The sequence below is a fragment of the Amycolatopsis sp. A133 genome, assembly GCF_031082405.1.
In the GTDB taxonomy this organism is placed as follows: Bacteria; Actinomycetota; Actinomycetes; order Mycobacteriales; family Pseudonocardiaceae; genus Amycolatopsis.
This window is the reverse complement of record NZ_JAVHJU010000049.1, coordinates 1-14801: the sequence shown is the minus strand read 5'-3', so window position 1 is coordinate 14801 and position 14801 is coordinate 1. Positions and strand designations below refer to the sequence as shown.

General features: G+C 74.0%; 17 protein-coding genes. 5 read left to right on the top strand and 12 right to left on the bottom strand.

Annotated elements, in window-relative coordinates; genetic code table 11:
- The 4 genes from Q5425_RS29465 to Q5425_RS29450 are packed head-to-tail and all read right to left on the bottom strand — an operon-like array spanning window position 1 to window position 1128.
- Window positions 1–135, bottom strand: a complete 135-nt coding sequence (locus tag Q5425_RS29465; RefSeq protein ID WP_308675595.1) for a hypothetical protein — start codon at window positions 133–135, stop codon at window positions 1–3.
- Window positions 136–140: 5 nt separating this feature from the next.
- Entirely contained in the window at window positions 141–695 is a 555-nt protein-coding gene (locus Q5425_RS29460; protein WP_308675594.1) for a hemerythrin domain-containing protein, read from the bottom strand.
- A gap of 59 nt (window positions 696–754) precedes the next feature.
- Window positions 755–940, bottom strand: coding sequence for a hypothetical protein (locus tag Q5425_RS29455; RefSeq protein ID WP_308675593.1), 186 nt, complete (start codon window positions 938–940; stop codon window positions 755–757).
- Window positions 940–1128 (bottom strand): hypothetical protein, encoded by a 189-nt coding sequence (locus tag Q5425_RS29450; RefSeq protein WP_308675592.1) that lies wholly within the window; start codon window positions 1126–1128, stop codon window positions 940–942. Before Q5425_RS29450 ends, Q5425_RS29455 begins: the two co-directional genes overlap by 1 nt.
- 142 nt (window positions 1129–1270) lie before the next feature.
- Between Q5425_RS29450 and Q5425_RS29445 the strand changes: the two genes are divergently transcribed.
- Window positions 1271–2071: a class I SAM-dependent methyltransferase gene (locus Q5425_RS29445; protein WP_308675591.1), complete on the top strand. Its 801-nt coding sequence runs from the start codon at window positions 1271–1273 to the stop codon at window positions 2069–2071.
- Here the strand turns inward: Q5425_RS29445 and Q5425_RS29440 are convergent.
- The 5 genes from Q5425_RS29440 to Q5425_RS29420 are packed head-to-tail and all read right to left on the bottom strand — an operon-like array spanning window position 2055 to window position 7871.
- Window positions 2055–2423, bottom strand: a complete 369-nt coding sequence (locus Q5425_RS29440; protein ID WP_308675590.1) for a hypothetical protein — start codon at window positions 2421–2423, stop codon at window positions 2055–2057. The two genes, Q5425_RS29445 and Q5425_RS29440, sit on opposite strands and share 17 nt — an antisense overlap.
- Window positions 2424–2431: 8 nt before the next feature.
- The gene (locus Q5425_RS29435) at window positions 2432–5662 is read right to left on the bottom strand and encodes a WXG100 family type VII secretion target (RefSeq protein WP_308675589.1); all 3231 of its coding nucleotides are present in this window, start codon (window positions 5660–5662) and stop codon (window positions 2432–2434) included.
- A complete protein-coding gene (locus Q5425_RS29430; protein WP_308675588.1) occupies window positions 5662–5979 on the bottom strand; it encodes a hypothetical protein in 318 nt (105 codons plus the stop codon). The genes Q5425_RS29435 and Q5425_RS29430 overlap by 1 nt, the downstream gene beginning before the upstream one ends.
- A gap of 1 nt (window position 5980) precedes the next feature.
- On the bottom strand, window positions 5981–6238 hold the full coding sequence (locus Q5425_RS29425; RefSeq protein ID WP_308675587.1) for an acyl carrier protein: 258 nt from the start codon (window positions 6236–6238) through the stop codon (window positions 5981–5983).
- Window positions 6231–7871, bottom strand: coding sequence for a fatty acyl-AMP ligase (locus Q5425_RS29420; protein WP_308675586.1), 1641 nt, complete (start codon window positions 7869–7871; stop codon window positions 6231–6233). Before Q5425_RS29420 ends, Q5425_RS29425 begins: the two co-directional genes overlap by 8 nt.
- A gap of 69 nt (window positions 7872–7940) precedes the next feature.
- Here Q5425_RS29420 and Q5425_RS29415 point away from each other — a divergent pair, with 69 nt between their 5' ends.
- Window positions 7941–8420 (top strand): DUF2087 domain-containing protein, encoded by a 480-nt coding sequence (locus Q5425_RS29415; protein WP_308675585.1) that lies wholly within the window; start codon window positions 7941–7943, stop codon window positions 8418–8420.
- Here Q5425_RS29415 and Q5425_RS29410 read toward each other — a convergent pair.
- Together Q5425_RS29410 and Q5425_RS29405 are read right to left on the bottom strand one after the other, a co-directional pair.
- Window positions 8384–9352 (bottom strand): sigma-70 family RNA polymerase sigma factor, encoded by a 969-nt coding sequence (locus Q5425_RS29410; RefSeq protein WP_308675584.1) that lies wholly within the window; start codon window positions 9350–9352, stop codon window positions 8384–8386. The two genes, Q5425_RS29415 and Q5425_RS29410, sit on opposite strands and share 37 nt — an antisense overlap.
- A gap of 92 nt (window positions 9353–9444) precedes the next feature.
- On the bottom strand, window positions 9445–9960 hold the full coding sequence (locus Q5425_RS29405; protein WP_308675583.1) for a bifunctional nuclease family protein: 516 nt from the start codon (window positions 9958–9960) through the stop codon (window positions 9445–9447).
- 161 nt (window positions 9961–10121) lie between these two features.
- On the opposite strand from Q5425_RS29405, the gene Q5425_RS29400 reads away from it, so the two are divergent.
- Together Q5425_RS29400 and Q5425_RS29395 are read left to right on the top strand one after the other, a co-directional pair.
- Window positions 10122–10595 carry an SRPBCC family protein gene (locus Q5425_RS29400; RefSeq protein ID WP_308675582.1) on the top strand — a complete coding sequence of 158 codons (474 nt, stop codon included), beginning with the start codon at window positions 10122–10124 and terminating at the stop codon, window positions 10593–10595.
- Window positions 10596–10676: 81 nt separating this feature from the next.
- A complete protein-coding gene (locus Q5425_RS29395; RefSeq protein WP_308675581.1) occupies window positions 10677–12110 on the top strand; it encodes an MFS transporter in 1434 nt (477 codons plus the stop codon).
- Here the strand turns inward: Q5425_RS29395 and Q5425_RS29390 are convergent.
- Window positions 12038–13465, bottom strand: a complete 1428-nt coding sequence (locus Q5425_RS29390) for a PLP-dependent aminotransferase family protein (RefSeq protein WP_308675580.1) — start codon at window positions 13463–13465, stop codon at window positions 12038–12040. The two genes, Q5425_RS29395 and Q5425_RS29390, sit on opposite strands and share 73 nt — an antisense overlap.
- 81 nt (window positions 13466–13546) lie before the next feature.
- Between Q5425_RS29390 and Q5425_RS29385 the strand changes: the two genes are divergently transcribed.
- Entirely contained in the window at window positions 13547–14755 is a 1209-nt protein-coding gene (locus Q5425_RS29385; protein WP_308675579.1) for an MFS transporter, read from the top strand.
- Window positions 14756–14801 lie beyond the last annotated feature (46 nt).

Genomic DNA, 14801 nt, shown 5'->3' with positions numbered 1-14801 from the left:
TCAGCCCGGCGCCGACCAGGGCGGGTTCTTCTTCGCCAGCTCCTCGTATTCGGCGACCTCCTGCGGCGTCGGGTCGGTGCCCGCTTCCTCCGCGAATTCCTCCGGATCGATGACGTCGTCGTCGGGCTCGGTCATCGGGTTCAGCCCCTCAGTGCGCCGCGGATGAGGTCGCGCGCCCGGTCCATGATCGCGGCGGGCGCGCCCAGCAGCAGGTTCGCCTTCGCGCTCTCCACGCCGGGGTGCGGCCGGGTCGGTCCCACCGCTTCGGCCAGCTTGGCGGTCGCGGCCATCGCCCGCAGCCGCTCCGGCGGGCGGTGCGCCCGCAGCAGCGGGAACTCCTCGCGCTCTTCGTGCTCGGCGTGCGCGAGCACGTCCTCCCGCAGCTGCACGAGCAGCGTGTCGAAGCCCTCGGCCTCCGGGCCCATCTTCTGCAGCGTGGTCAGCAGTTCCTTGGCCCGGTGCTCCTCGCCCAGCCGGGCCTCGACGACGGGCTCCGCCGCGGGCTCCAGGTCACGGATCTCGGGGTGCACGACCAGTTCCTCCGCCGTCTCGTGCACCGCCAGCAGCCGCACGAGATCGTGGAACAGGTCGCGGCGCCGGTCGCCGCCGGCGGTTTCCAGCGCGGCGAACAGCTCGCGGATCTCCCCGTGCTGGCGCTCCAGCAACTCGATGACGTCCTCGTTGTTCTCCGCCATGGAGAACCTCCTCCTCGCTCGGTGCTCGGTCGGAAGAGGCGTTCCCCGTCCCCGGCCGGTTACTCGTCCCGGTTCGCCACTGTGAGCCACAGCGCGCCCGCGGCGGCCAAGGCGAGCCCCGCGACGGTCCACCACGACCACCAGCCGAAGAAGGCGACGACGAGCCCGACGGCGAGCAGCACGCCCCCGCCGACCGAGGCGGTGTCCTCGTTCCCCGCCCCGGAAAACCCCCCGGTGATCGCCATCAGCCCATCCTCCCGTCGACGGCGGCCACGATCAGCGCGGCGCACCGCGCGACCGTCAGGCCTCGTTCCCTGGCCATCGACACCAGGGCCGCGTGCGCGGCCGGGCGGCTCAGGCCTTGCGCCGCAAGGACTTCCAGGGCCACCCCGACCACGTCGGCGGTGGGTGGGGTGGCGGTGCGCGCGGGCATCGGAAGACCTCCGGCTCATTCGGCGGCGAAACGAACGCGACCGGGTACCCCGCCGCGCCGGGTTTCACACGCTCCACCGAACCCTTCCGGGTGGTGCCCGTTCAACTCCTCACGAGCCGTCCCGGTCTCTACGCTGAAGGACGTGACCGACGCCTGGGAATGGGATCCGTCCCTCTATTCGGGCAGTGCCGGGTACTACGCGCGGGGCCGCGTCGCGTATCCCCCGGAGCTCGCCGCGGCCTTCGCCGCCGAGCTCGGGCTGGACGGGTCGGGACGGCTGCTCGACGTCGGCTGCGGGCCGGGGTCGCTGACGCTGCTGCTGGCCCGGTCGGTCGAGGAAGCGGTCGGGCTCGACGCGGACGGGGACATGCTCGCCGAAGCGGGCAGGCTCGCCGCGGACGCGGGCATCGGGAACTGCCGGTGGGTGCACCGGCGCGCGGAGGACCTGCCCGCCGGGCTGGGCCGGTTCCGGCTGGTGACCTTCGCCCAGTCGTTCCACTGGTTCGACCGGCCCCGGGTCGCCGCCGCGGTGCGCGGCATGCTGGCTCCGGGCGGGGCCTGCGCCCACGTGCACGCGTCGACGCACGAGGGCGTGGACCCCGCGATCACGGAGCTGGTGCACGAGTACCTGGGCCCGGTGCGCCGCGCCGGCCGGGGTTCGCTGCCGGGCGGCACGGCGGGCGGCGAGGCGGCGGTCTACCGCGCCGCGGGCTTCCACGGCCCGCGGCGGTTCACGGTGCCGGGCCGGGTGGTCACCCGCACCGTCGACGACGTTGTCGCCGGCGTCTTCTCGCTGTCGAGCTCGGCGCCGCACCTGTTCGGCGACCGCCTCGGGGAGTTCGAGGCGCGGTTGCGGCGGCTGCTGGAGCCGGCCACGACGTTCACGGTGCGGCTGCGCGAGATCGCCGTCGACCTCTGGTGGCCGTTCACCAGGGGTTGTTGAAGTCCTCGTCCTCTTCGGCGGCGCGGGGACGGCGTGCGGGACGCGCCTCGTCCCGCACCGGCCGCGGCGCCGGGGCGGGCGCGTACCCGCCCGGGCCGCGGTACTCCTCGGTGTCGAAGGCGGAAGCCGGCTCGGCGTGCGAGCGGTCGGTGCTCCAGCCCGACTTCGTCTTGCGCTGGGCCATTTCGCGGACGTGCTGGACGTACCGCTCGGCCGCCTGGACCTGCTTGGTCATGTACTCGTGCGACCGGGCCTTGATCTCCTCGCCCTGCTGTTCGCGCAGGGCCCGGCGATCGGCCTGTTCGCGGACGAGCCCGTCCAGCTCGGCCTTCATCCCGGCGATGTCGGTCACGGGTCCTCCTACCAGGTCCGGGCGGACGGCGGGTCTTCGTCGTCGTTGAGGGAACCGATGATCCGCCGTCCGGGCTCGCCGAGGTTGTCGAAGACGGCGCCTTCGATCCGGTACGCCGGGGAGCGGCGTTCGGTGTCGCCCCCGCCGCCCTGGGCGCCGCCCATGGCTCCCATGCCCGGCATCCCGGACATCGACGAGCCGGGTGCCCCGGCTGCCCCGGGTCCTGCGGACGCTCCGCTCGCCGACGCGAACGCGGGCTGCGGCTGGGCGGCGCCGGTGTGGGCCCCGCCGGAGACGGGGGTGTCCCCGAGGCCGGCCGGGGTGCCGGCGGCGGCCGGGTCGAAGCCCGCGCCCGACAGGCCGGACCCGCCGGGCACTCCCCCGCCGATCCCGGCCGCCGACGGGCCGCCGCCACCGTGGTGCGAGCCGGCCCCGCCGCCGTGGTGCGTGCCGTCGCCACCGGATGAGGCCGGGTCGCCGGGGCCGCCGCCGTGGTGCGAGCCGTCACCGCCGGGTGAGCCCGGGCCCCCGCTGTGGTGCGAGCCATCGCCGCCGGGGGCGCCCGGGTCGGAGCCGCCGTCGTGCGGCTTGAGGTCCTCGAGGGTGCCTCGGTGCGTGGGCAGGTCGTCGACCTTCTTCTCCGGCGTGTCCCCGAGGGCGGCCGAGGGCTTGTCGTCTTCGCCGAGGGTGTAGGTCGTCGGGGTGCCCTTGCCGTCGTCGACGGTGACGACCGTCGGGCCGTCCGGGCCGTCGGGCCGCTCGGCGGTGATCTCGAGGCCGCCGTCGCGGATGTGGATCTTGCCGTCCGGGCCGGGGCGGTAGGTGCCGTCGTCCATCCCTTGTGGACTGTCGCCGGGCTTGCCGCCGTCGGCCCAGTCGAGCTTGTAGTCCTTCGGGTCACCGGGTCCGTCGCCGACCTTGATGTCCATCTTGCCGTCGTGGTCCGGCTCGGTCATCTCGAAGGTCTTGTCGCCCTGCTTGACCTTGAGGACGTCCGGATCGTCGTCGCCACGGCCCCGGCCGTCCTCGCCGAGCAGGCTGTCGGGCTTGCCGTCGTGGTCGGCGTCCTCGCCGGGCTTGCCCCCGGTGCCTCCGGGATCCGTCTCGATGCCCGGGCCGCCGAACTCCTTCAGCGCGTCCGCGGCCTTCTGCTTCGCGGCCTCCGCGGCCTGCTCGGCCGCCGCCTTGCCGTCGTCCCCGGCCCCTGCGCCGGAACCGCCGCCCAGGCCGCCGGCACCGGCGCCGGACTCCGTCTCGATGCCCGGGCCGCTGAACTCCTTCAGCGCGTCGGCGGCCTTCTTCTTGGCCGCTTCCGCGGCCGCGGCCGCGGCGTCCTGCCCGTCGGCGGACGGTGGCGGCACCGAAGACGGTGCCGTGCCGTCGGAACCCGGACCACCACCCGAACCCGAACCGGAGCCACCACCCGACCCCGAGCCGAGGCCGGCGCCGGATTCCGTCTCGATGCCGGGACCGCTGAACTCCTTCAGCGCGTCCGCGGCCTTCTGCTTCGCGGCTTCGGCCGCCTCCGCTGCCTGCTGCTTCGCCGCCTCGGCCGCTTGCTGCCTGGCCGCCTCGGCCGAGGCCGCCCCGTCGTCCTGGCCGGACGGCGAGCCGGAGCCACCACCCGCGGAGCTGCCGCCGGACGGCGTGGACCCGTCCGGGATCGACGGCACCGGACCGCCGCCGCCCGCTCCCGAACCACCGCCGGAACCCGCGCCGCTCGGCAGGTCGGTCCCCGGACCCGTGTCCGGGATCGACGGCACCGGACCACCGCTCCCACCGGAGCCCGCACCCCCGGACCCCGAGCCGGACCCCGAACCCGTGTCGGGAATCGACGGCACCGGACCACCACTCCCACCGGCACCCGAGCCCCCGGACCCCGGACCATCGCCCGGCGCACCGGAGCCAGAACCGGTGTCGGGGATCGACGGCACCGGACCACCACTCCCGCCGGTACCCGAGCCCGCCGGTCCCGAGCCGGACCCGCCCGCACCGGACCCGCCGCCGGAACCACCCGGCGCGCCGGGGCCGCCGGTCCCGCCCGTTCCCGGGCCACCCGGCAGCGAAACGCCCTCGAACTCGTTGCGGATCCCGCCCATGACCTTGTCGAGCGCGTCGTACGCCTGGTCGACCAGGTCCTTCGTGTCCTTGCAGGTCTTGGCGAACCCCTGGTACAGGCGGTCCCACATGTCGGGGTTGAACTGGTTCTGCACCCACTGCTTGGCCAGGTCCTGGCCGTGCTTCTTGATCTCGTCGCCGTCGCAGCAGCCCTGGTCGTTGAGCGTCTTGACCAGGTTGGTGCCGAAGTTCAGGTCCATCCAGCCGGCGATCTGGGCGAGGTCCTGCTCATTGCCGTGCTCGCCGTTGGCGACCGCCACCACCTTCTGCGCCATCGTGTAGTCGGCCTTGCCGACCAGGTCGGTGTACATGCCGATGACCGCGTCGGCCTTGCCCTTGCACAGCTGGAACACCGTCGTGGCGGTGGTCAGCGTCGCCTCGCTCGCGGTGCCGAGCGTCTGGGACAGCTTGGCCGCCTTCGGCTGGATCTTGTCGTTGTAGGTGTCGGACGCCGCGTCCGCGCCCGCGCCGCTCCAGGTCCGGTAGAGGGTGCCCAGCTGCGAGCCGGTGTCCTGCACCGTCCGGTCCACCGTCTCCGAGCCGCGCTTGAAGTGCGCGGCATCGGCGACGAAGTCGGCGAAGCTGATCCCGCGCTGCTCGTCGAACGGCGCCCGGATGTCCTTGTCGAGGTCGAGCGCGCGGGTGTTGCCGCGGCAGTCGGCCGGGATCTTGGCCAGCAGCGAACCGAACGTCTCGAACAGCTTCAGCGCGGGCGCCGCGGCGTCGAAGATCTCGTCGGACGTCTTCGTCCCGGTGGCGCCGGCCCCGTCGCCGGTGGCGGCGGGCGGCTGGGTTTCCTCGAGCTTCTTCTTGCCGTCGTCGACGGCCTTCTTTTCCTGGTCCTCGTTGTAGCTGTTCCGGTCGCCGCTCGCCTTGGCCTTGTCGAAGGCCTCGTCGACGGACTGGCCGGCGAACAGCGGGTTCGCGTTGTACGCGTGGGCGTACTTGCCGGCCTCTTCCCGCTTCTGCTTGATCTCGTCCGGTTCCTGGTCGGCCAGGAACGGCGGCGGCGGCGGATTTTCCCGCAGCCAGCTGCTGATCAGCGCGCTCTTCTGCGCCGGCGGCACGCTCGGGTCGTCCAGCAGCGCCTTGACGTCGGACCACTTCTTGTTCTCGGCCATCAGAGCGAGCCCCCGGCGTTGGTGATCGCGCCCGACTGGTTGTCCTCGTTGGCGCCGTAGCTCGACCCGGCGGTGCCGAGGTTCGTGCCGAAGGAACCGAGGGTGCTGCTGTAGCCGGACACCGCGGCCCACAACGCCTGCGCGCCCGCGGTGTACTTGGTCGCGTGGGCGCCGTGCGCCCGGCCGAACTTCTCCGCCGTCACCTGCGGTGTCTGCAGGTCCGGGTTGTCCTCGAGCAGGTGCTCCGCCAGGTCACCGATGGTCTTGGACGCCGCCGACAACGCCTCGGTCGTCGCGGTGTACCCCCCGCCGCTCATTTCAGCGCCTCTCCTCGGCTCCGCCGGTTCCCCGGGCTTCCGCGAGCACGTCGGCCACGGATCCCACGTCCGTGAACCGGTCGAGCCGGTCCAGGTCGATCGTCACGCCGTAGTAGATCTCCAGTGCCGCCAGCAGCTTGATCCGCCCCTTCGAGTCGATGCCCAGCTCCTCCAGGGGCGCGTCGGGCTCGACGAGAGCCGGGTCGAGCCGGAAGGTGTCGCAGACGACCTTCGTGACCTCGGCGCGGTGATCACCCACGGTCGTCACCATAACGTGCCTTGGCGGCCGACCGGGCGACCTTGCCGCTCGATGTGCGCGGAAGGCCGCCGGAAGGGACCAGACGTACCGCGCGCAGCGTCAGACCGTGTTCGCGCGACACCGCGCGCAGCACCGCCCGGGTCACCTCCCGGACGTCGGCGTCGGCACCGCGGGCCCACTCGGCCACCACCACCGCACCCTCGCCGCCGGAGCCGGAGACGCCGAAGGCGGCGACGCGGTCGCGGCGGACCGCGGGGTGGGCCTCCCCGGCCGCCGCCTCGATGTCCTGGGGGTGGAAGTTGCGGCCGTCGATGACGATGAGGTCCTTGAGCCGCCCGGTGACGTACAGGTCGCCGCGGTGCACGACACCGAGGTCGCCGGTGCGCAGCCAGCCGCCGAGGCCGTCGAGCGTGGCACCGAACGCGGTCGCGTCGCCGCGGCCCCAGTAGCCGTCCGCGACGTTCGGGCCGTGCACCCAGATTTCGCCGGCCTCGCCTTCGGGCTGCTCCCGGCCGTCCCGGACGATCCGGACGAGCTGCCCGACGGGACGGCCGACCGACACGAGTTCCTGCCCGCCCTCGGTTTCGACGGCCTGGCCCTGCGCCAGGGCTTCGCGGTCGAACACCGCCCCGCGCGGCCCGTCCTCGCCCGCGCTCGTGACGTACACGGTGGCTTCGGCGAGCCCGTACGACGGCCGGTGCGCCTCCGGCCGGAACCCGCGTGGCCCGAACACCTCCTGGAAGCGCTCGATCGTGCGCGGCCGGACCGGTTCGCTGCCGTTCAGCGCGACCCGCACGTCCGACAGGTCGAGGTCGTCCCCGGCGCCGGCGTCCGCGGCGAGGTCGTAGGCGAAGTTCGGCGCGGCGGTGAACACGGCCGGGTGGTCCGCCAGCTGCCGCAGCCACCGCGACGGCCGGTGCACGAACTCGGCCGGGGCCATGAACACCGACCGCGCGCCGGCGAAGACGGGCAGGCACAGCAGCTGGATCAGGCCCATGTCGTGGAAGAACGGGATCCAGCCGGCGCAGGTGGTGCCCTCGTCGACGGCGTACGCGAGGCTGCCCTGCCAGCACGCGGCGACGATCGCGCGGTGCGGGATCACCGCGCCGGCCGGCTCGCGCGTCGATCCCGAGGTGTACTGCAGGTAGGCCGGGCTCTCCGGGGTCACCGGCACCGGATCGGCGCCCGGCCCGGTGAGCTCGTCGACCACCACGACGTGCTCGTGCGCGGGCAGCCCGGCCGCCGCGGCCGACGACGTCAGCCACACCCGCGCGCCGCAGTCGGCGAGGACCCCGGCGAGCCGGCCGGCCTGCGCGGGGTTCGCGGGTGCCATCAGCGGGACGGCGATCAGGCCCGCGGCCAGCGCGCCGAAGAACGCGAGCGGATAAGCGAGTTCCTGGCCCGCGAGCACGGCGACGCGCTCGCCCGGCGCGGCGACCCGGCGCAGCTCGCCCGCCACCACGCGGACCCGGGCGGCGAACTCCGCCCACGTCAGCGTGTGCTCGGCGCCGCGGGTGTGGTCCTGGTGGGTGAACAGCGGGCGCTCGTCGCCGGCGCGGGCGAACAGCCGCTCCACGATCGACACGCGCAGCACCGCCTCGGGGACGGTCGCCGGCGCGGTCGGACGGGGCACGCCGCGCAACCTACCGGCCCGGGCAAACCGGGTTCACCGCCGGGGCGAGCGCGGGTACGGTCGCAGACCATGGCCTCACCGGAAGCACTGGTCTCCGCCCTCTCGGACCCGGACCGGCTGCAGTTGTTCGCCCGCATCAGCGCCGCTCCCGGCGGGCTGCCCGCCGAGCCGGCCACGGCCAAGCTCGCGAAGCGGCTGCTCGACGCGGGACTCGTCGCGGTGGACGACGGCCGGTACCGGGCCGTGCCGGAGGTGTTCCGCGACGCACTCGCCAAGGCGCCGGTCGATCCGCTGGACGCGCTCTTCCGCCACGGCAGGCTCGTCTCGATCCCGCACTCGGGCAAGCGGCGGCAGCTGCTGCTGGCGTACCTCGCCGAGCGCTTCGAACCGGGCCGGCTCTACACCGAGCAGGACGTCCGCGAGAAGCTCTCGATGGTCCACGACGACCACGCGACGCTGCGCCGCTACCTCGTCGACGAAGGCCTCCTGCAGCGCAGCAACGACGGCGGCGCCTACGGCCGTCCGTCGGAGGCGCGCGCCGCCGGCTGAGCCGCGGGCAGGTCGAACAGCGCCAGGACACCCGCGTCGGCGAACACGACGTTGTGCGCCACCCGTCCCCCGCGCACCTCGAACACCTGCAGGGTGTGCAGCCGGTACACCCCGGCGTCGTCGCGGCAGTACGCCACGAGGGCGGGCCGTCCGTTGGCGGCCGTCCGGGTCATGCGCCACTGCGGGCCGCGCATCCCGAACAGCCGCTCCAGGAACCGGCCGTAGTCGTCGCGGCCGCGGAACCACAGCGGCACCGGCGGCATCTCCAGCACGACGTCGTCGGTCAGCAGGGCGACCAGGCCGGCGACGTCGGCCCGTTCGAACGCCCGGACGTAGGTGTCCAGGACCGCTTCCACCGCGGTGTCGTCCGGTTCGGGCACCTCCTCGGCCGACAGGCCGCCGAGGCCCGCGCGGGCGCGTTGCAGGGCGCTGTTGACCGCGGCCGGCGTGGTGCCGAGGAAGCCGGCCACCTCCGCCGCGCTGAACTCCAGGACGTCCCGCAGGATCAGCACCGCGCGCTGCTTCGGCGGCAGCGTCTGCATCGCCGCCAGCAACGCCAGCCGCAGCGTGCCGCGGCGGGCCAGGCGAAGGTCCGGGTCGTCGAGGCGGGCGTCCGGGAACGGGTGCAGCCAGGGGATGTCGGACGACGGCGTCAGCGGCGCGCCCGGGTCGTCGCCCGGTCCGCCGAGCCCGGACGGCAGCGGCCGCCGGGCCCGGCCGTCCAGCGCCGTGAGGCAGGCGTTGGTGGCGATCCGGTAGAGCCAGGTGCGCACGGACGCGCGGGCCGGGTCGTAGCCCGCCCACGCCTTCCACGCGCGGATCAGGGTCTCCTGCACCAGGTCTTCGGCCTCGTGCACCGAGCCGAGCATGCGGTAGCAGTGCGCCAGCAGCTCGCGCCGGTGTGGTTCGGTGCTCGTCGCGAAGTCCCGCATCGTTCTCCCGTCCGGACGGCCGCGGTGGGTGTACCGGCGCCGCCGCCGGAATTCATCGCCGGCGGGAGAACATCTTCTTACCGGTCGTCTTCTTACCGGTCGTCGAAGTCTTCCGGCCGCAGGTCGTCGAGCTCGGCGCGGAACCGGGCGACCTCGGCCTCGGCGTCCAGCACGTCGGCGGCCGGCCCTTCGGTCTCCTGCTCGACCTCGAGCTGCACGGACGCGACGTCCAGCACCTCTTCGGCGACGCGGATCGGCGCGCCCTGGCGCAGGCCGAGCGCAACCGCGTCACTCGGGCGGGCCGACACGCGCGTGCCCGAGGCGAGCACGAGGTCGGCGTAGAAGATTCCGTCCCGCACCTCGGTCAGCTCGACCGCGGCGAGGCCCTGGCCGAACGCCGCGAGCACGTCACCGAGCAGTTCGATCGTGCCCGGGCGCGGCTGCGCGATCTGTTCCCGCGCGCGCACCAGGGCCTCGGCTTCGCCGTAGCCGATCATGATCGCCAGCCAGCGGCGCGCTCCCTCCGGCTCGCGCAGCAGCATCAGGGGCGCCTCACCGGGCACCGGAACGGCCATTCCCACCACTTCGATCGGAATCACGCCGACCACCGCACCCTCCGTGTCGTGGGGCTCCTCCGCGCGCGTAGTACCCACAACGGCGGGTTCACAACCCGCCCGGAACCCGCGGGTTTCCGCGGGCCGGCTCTTCTCGGCTGCGGACTACGCCGGAACGCCTTGCCCGGCTCGGGAACCGCTGTCACCGTCGGGGCGTGGAACCGACGATTTCGCGCAGTGTCACCGTCCCGGCCGACGCGGGCACGGTGTGGTCGTGGGTCACCGACCTGCCGCGGATGGGCGAGCTGAGCCCGGAGAACGTCGGCGGCCGCTGGCTGGACGGCACCGGGCCGGCCCTCGGCGCGCGGTTCCGCGGCCGCAACCGCAACGGCGAGCTGCAGTGGTGGACGCGGGTCCGGGTGGTCGCGTTCGAGCCGGGCCGCCGGTTCGCCTTCGACGTGCGGACGCCGTTCGGCTCGCGGGTCTCGCGGTGGGAGTACGTGCTGGCGCCGGACCCGGGCGGCTGCGTGGTCACCGAGAACTGGTACCGGATCGGCAGCTGGGTGGTGCGGAAGTTCATGGGCCCGCGCGTCACCGGCCGCGCCGACCGGCCCGGCTACAACGTCGGATCGATCGAGCACACCCTCGCGGCGCTGAAGGCCCGGGCCGAGGAGCGCGCCGCCGCGTGACCTGAGTCGCTTTGAACAGGTAAGTCTCTTGTTAGGACTCATGTTCTCCAGCTAGGTTGTCTTTTCGAACCTAGGAGGACCATGCCCGCCACCGCACCCAAGCCCGGCCTCGTGCTGCTGGTCGTTTCGACAGCCGCGTTCCTGGCGAGCCTGGACACGTTCATCGTGACGATCGCCTTCCCCGGCATCCGGGCGGCGTTCCCCGGCGACGACCTCGCCACGCTGTCGTGGGTGCTCAACGGCTACACGGTGCTGTTCGCCGCCTGCCTCGCCCCGGCCGGGCGGCTGGCCGACCGGTACGGCCGCAAGCGGCTGTTCCTCATCGGCGTCGCGGTGTTCACGCTCGCTTCGGCGGCGTGCGCGGCCGCGCCGTCGATCCCCGCGCTGGTCGCCTTCCGCGCGGTGCAGGCGATCGGCGCCGCGCTCGTCATGCCGACGTCACTGGCGCTGCTGCTGACGGCGTTCCCGCCGCACCGGCGGCCGATGGCGGTCGGCGTCTGGGCGTCGGTGGGCGCGGCGGCCGCGGCCCTCGGCCCGCCGGTCGGCGGTCTGCTCGTCGAGGCGTCCTGGCGCTGGGTGTTCCTGGTGAACCTGCCGATCTGCGCGGTCACGCTGCTGGCCGGGCCGCGCGTGCTGCGCGAATCGCGGGACACCTCCACCGGCGTCCCGGATCTGCTCGGCGCGGCCGGCCTGCTGGCGGGCGTCGGCGCGTTGGCCTATGCGCTGGTCGAAGCCTCCGACCACGGCTGGGGTGCGCTGCCGGTGCTGCTCGCGTTCGCCGTGGCCGTGGTCGCGCTGGTCTGGGTCCCGGTGCGCTCGGCCCGGCACGCGGTGCCGGTGCTGGACCTGCGGGCCCTGCGCGTCCCGACATTGTGGCTGGCCTGCCTGACCACCGGCGTGTTCGCCGCCGGGTTCGCGGCGATGCTGTTCGGCAACGTGCTGTTCCTGACGTCGATCTGGCACGACTCGATCCTGGTGGCCGGGCTGTCGCTGGCCCCGGGACCGCTGGTGGTGGTTCCGGTGTCGATCCTCGGCGGCCGGTTCGTGCACCGCTTCGGACCGGGCCCGGTGGTGGCCCTCGGCGGCGTCGCGTTCGGGGCCGGCGTGCTGATCTGGTTGCTGCGCATGGGATCGGTGCCCGACTACGCGGCGTCGATGCTGCCCGGCCAGCTGCTGACGGGCCTCGGCGTCGGGCTGATCCTGCCCAGCCTGTCCGGGGTGGTGGGGACGGTCCTCCCGGCGGCCCGCTGGGGCGCGGGCTCGTCGATGGTCAACACGGCCCGGCAGATCGGCACGGTCCTGGGCACGGCGGTGCTGGTCGCGGTCTTCGCCGGGACACCGGATCTGGCGGACTTCCGCCGCGGCTGGCTGGTGGTACTGGCCACGGCGGTGGTGACGGGCGCCGGCGGCCTGCTGATCGCCGCGCGGCGCCGGACGGACCACTACGCGGAGCCCCAGGCCGCGTCCAGCACGGCCAGCCCGGCGCCGATGCTCTCCGAGGCGATCGAGCCGTAACCGAGGACGACGCCCTGGCGCGGGAATCCGCCGCACAGGTCGGAAAGCGTCTGGATCGCGGCCCCGGCTTCGCGCGCCCGGGCCGCGATCGGTTCCAGGTCCGTGCCGTCTTCCGTGCCGTCTTCCGCCAGCGCGCACAGGTGCAGGCCCGCCGCCGAGGGCACCAGGCTCAGCCGGCCGGTGAAAACCCGTTCCAAGGTCGTTGTGATGCGTTCGTGGCGGTCCGCGTACACCTTCGTCGCCCGGCGGAGGTGGCGGGCGAACAGGCCTTCGTCGACGAACCGGGCCAGCGCGGCCTGCGCGGGCAGGTCGCCGTGCCAGCCGGACAGCTGCCGCGCGTGGTGCAGCGCGTCGCGCAACGACGCCGGGGCGATCACAAAACCCAGGCGCAGCATGGGAAGCAGCGTCTTCGAGAACGATCCGACGTAGGCCACCCGGCCGTCGCGGTCCAGGCTCTGCAACGGTTCGAGGGGACGGTCGGAGAACCGGAATTCGCTGTCGTAGTCGTCCTCGACGACGACCGCCCCCGCGCGTTCGGCCCACGCCAGCAGAGCCGTGCGCCGCGCGAGGGACATCGGCGTGCCGAGCGGGAACTGGTGCGACGGCGTGACGTACACCAGTTTCGTGCGCGCGGACAGCGCGGCGACGTCGAGGCCTTCGCCGTCCACCGGCACTCCGACGACCTCGGCACCGTGCGAGGCGAAGAGCAGTTTCGCCATCCGGTAGCCCGGCTCCTCGACGGCCACGCGATCGCCGGGTTCGAGCAGGACGCGGCACAGCAGGTCCAGTGCCTGCTGCGCGCCCTGGGTGACGAGCACGTCGTCGGCACCGGCGCGGACCGAGCGCGAGACGCCGACGTGCCGGGCGATCGCCGCGCGCAGCCCGGGGTGGCCGCCGGGCTCGGCGTAGTGCGCGAACCCGGCGGTGTCGCGCAGTTCCCGCGCGAGCAGCCGCCGCCAGGTTTCGAGCGGGAACAGGGTGGCGTCGGGGATGCCGACGCGGAAGTCGAACTCCGGGGCGGCCATCACCTCGGCGGCCGGCGGCGGCAGCGCCCGCCACACCGCCGTCGGCTGTGGCCCCCGCACCGAAGGGGCGTTGCGCGGTTTCGGCGCCGGGAGTTCCGCGCAGACGTAGGTCCCGGCGCCGACGCGGCCGGCGAGGAAGCCGTCGGCGGTGAGGCGGTCGTAGGCGACCGCGACGGTGTTGCGCGAGACGGCCAGGCGCCGCGCCAGTTCGCGCGTCGGCGGCAGCCGCTCCCCCGCGCGCAGCCTGCCGTCCAGCACGGCGTCGCGCAGCTGCCGGTAGATCCGGACGCTGAGGTCGCCGCGCCCGGCCAGGCTGACGTGGAAGTCCATCCGGGGACCCTATATTGGCCCAATCCAGGAGTCGGGAATTGGATCTGGGATCGGGCCAAATCCGGCTCTAACGTACTGCCCATGACCGTGCTCCTCGAACGTCCGCAGACCCGGCGGGCCGGCCGCCTGCTCGCCGCCGCCCAGCTGGCCGGCTCGCTCGGCGACGGCGCGTTCCTGACCTGTTCGGTGCTGTTCTTCACGCGCATCGTGGGGCTGACCCCGGCGCAGGTCGGGCTGGGGCTCACGCTCGGCTGGGCGGCCGGCTCGGTCGCGGGCGTGCCGCTCGGGCGTCTCGCCGACCGTCACGGCGCCCGCGGCTCGGCGGTGCTGCTGGCCCCGGCGACGGGCACGTCGATCCTCGCGTTCCTGCTGGTGCGCTCGCCGGTGGCGTTCGTGCTGGCCGCGTGCCTCTACGGCAGCTGCCAGACGGGGCTGGCCGCCGTCCGCCAGGCGCTGCTGGCCGAGCTCGCCGACCCGGAGCGGCGGACGCGCATCCGGGCACACCTGCAGTCCGCGGGCAACGCCGGGCTCGCGGTCGGCGCCGGTCTGGGCGGCCTCGCCCTGTCGGCCGACACCGCTGCGGCGTACCTGACGGTGTTCGTGCTCGACGCGGCGACGTTCGCGGTGACGGCGGCGCTGCTGCACGCGCTTCCGGCGATCCCGCGGACGACGTCCCCGCGCACGGGCGCGCCGAAGTCCGCGGTGCTGCGCGACCGGCCTTACGCGCTGGTGACGCTGCTCAATGCGATCCTGCTGCTGCGCATGCCGCTGCTGAGCGTCGCGATCCCGCTGTGGATCGTCGAGCGCACCGCGGCGCCGGGCTGGACGGTGTCGGCGCTGTTCGTGCTGAACACGGTCGTGGTGGTGGCGTTGCAGGTCCGCGTCGCGGGAAAGCTGACCTCACTCGGCTCGGCGGCGCGGATGGTGCGCCGGTCGGGTGTGCTGCTCATGGCGTCCTGCGTGGCGTTCGCGCTGTCGGCACTGGGGACGTCGCCACCGGTGGCGTTCGCGGTGCTCGTCGCGGGCGCGCTGGTGCAGGTGCTGGGCGAGATGCTGCAGTCGGCGGGCTCGTGGGAGATCGGCTTCGCCCTGGCCCCGGCCGACAAGCAGGGTGAGTACCAGGGCTTCTTCGGCAGCGGCACCTCGGTGGCCCGGGCGGTGGGCCCGGTGCTGCTGAGCACGGTGGTCATCGGCTGGGGATTCGCGGGCTGGCTCCTGCTGGGCGCGGTGTTCCTGGCGGCGGGCTGGGCGATGGGCCCGGCAGTCCGCTGGGCAGCGGCTACCCGCTGACCCGAGCGCCCCAATGTGGCGTTCGGTGCGTTGGACGCACCGAACG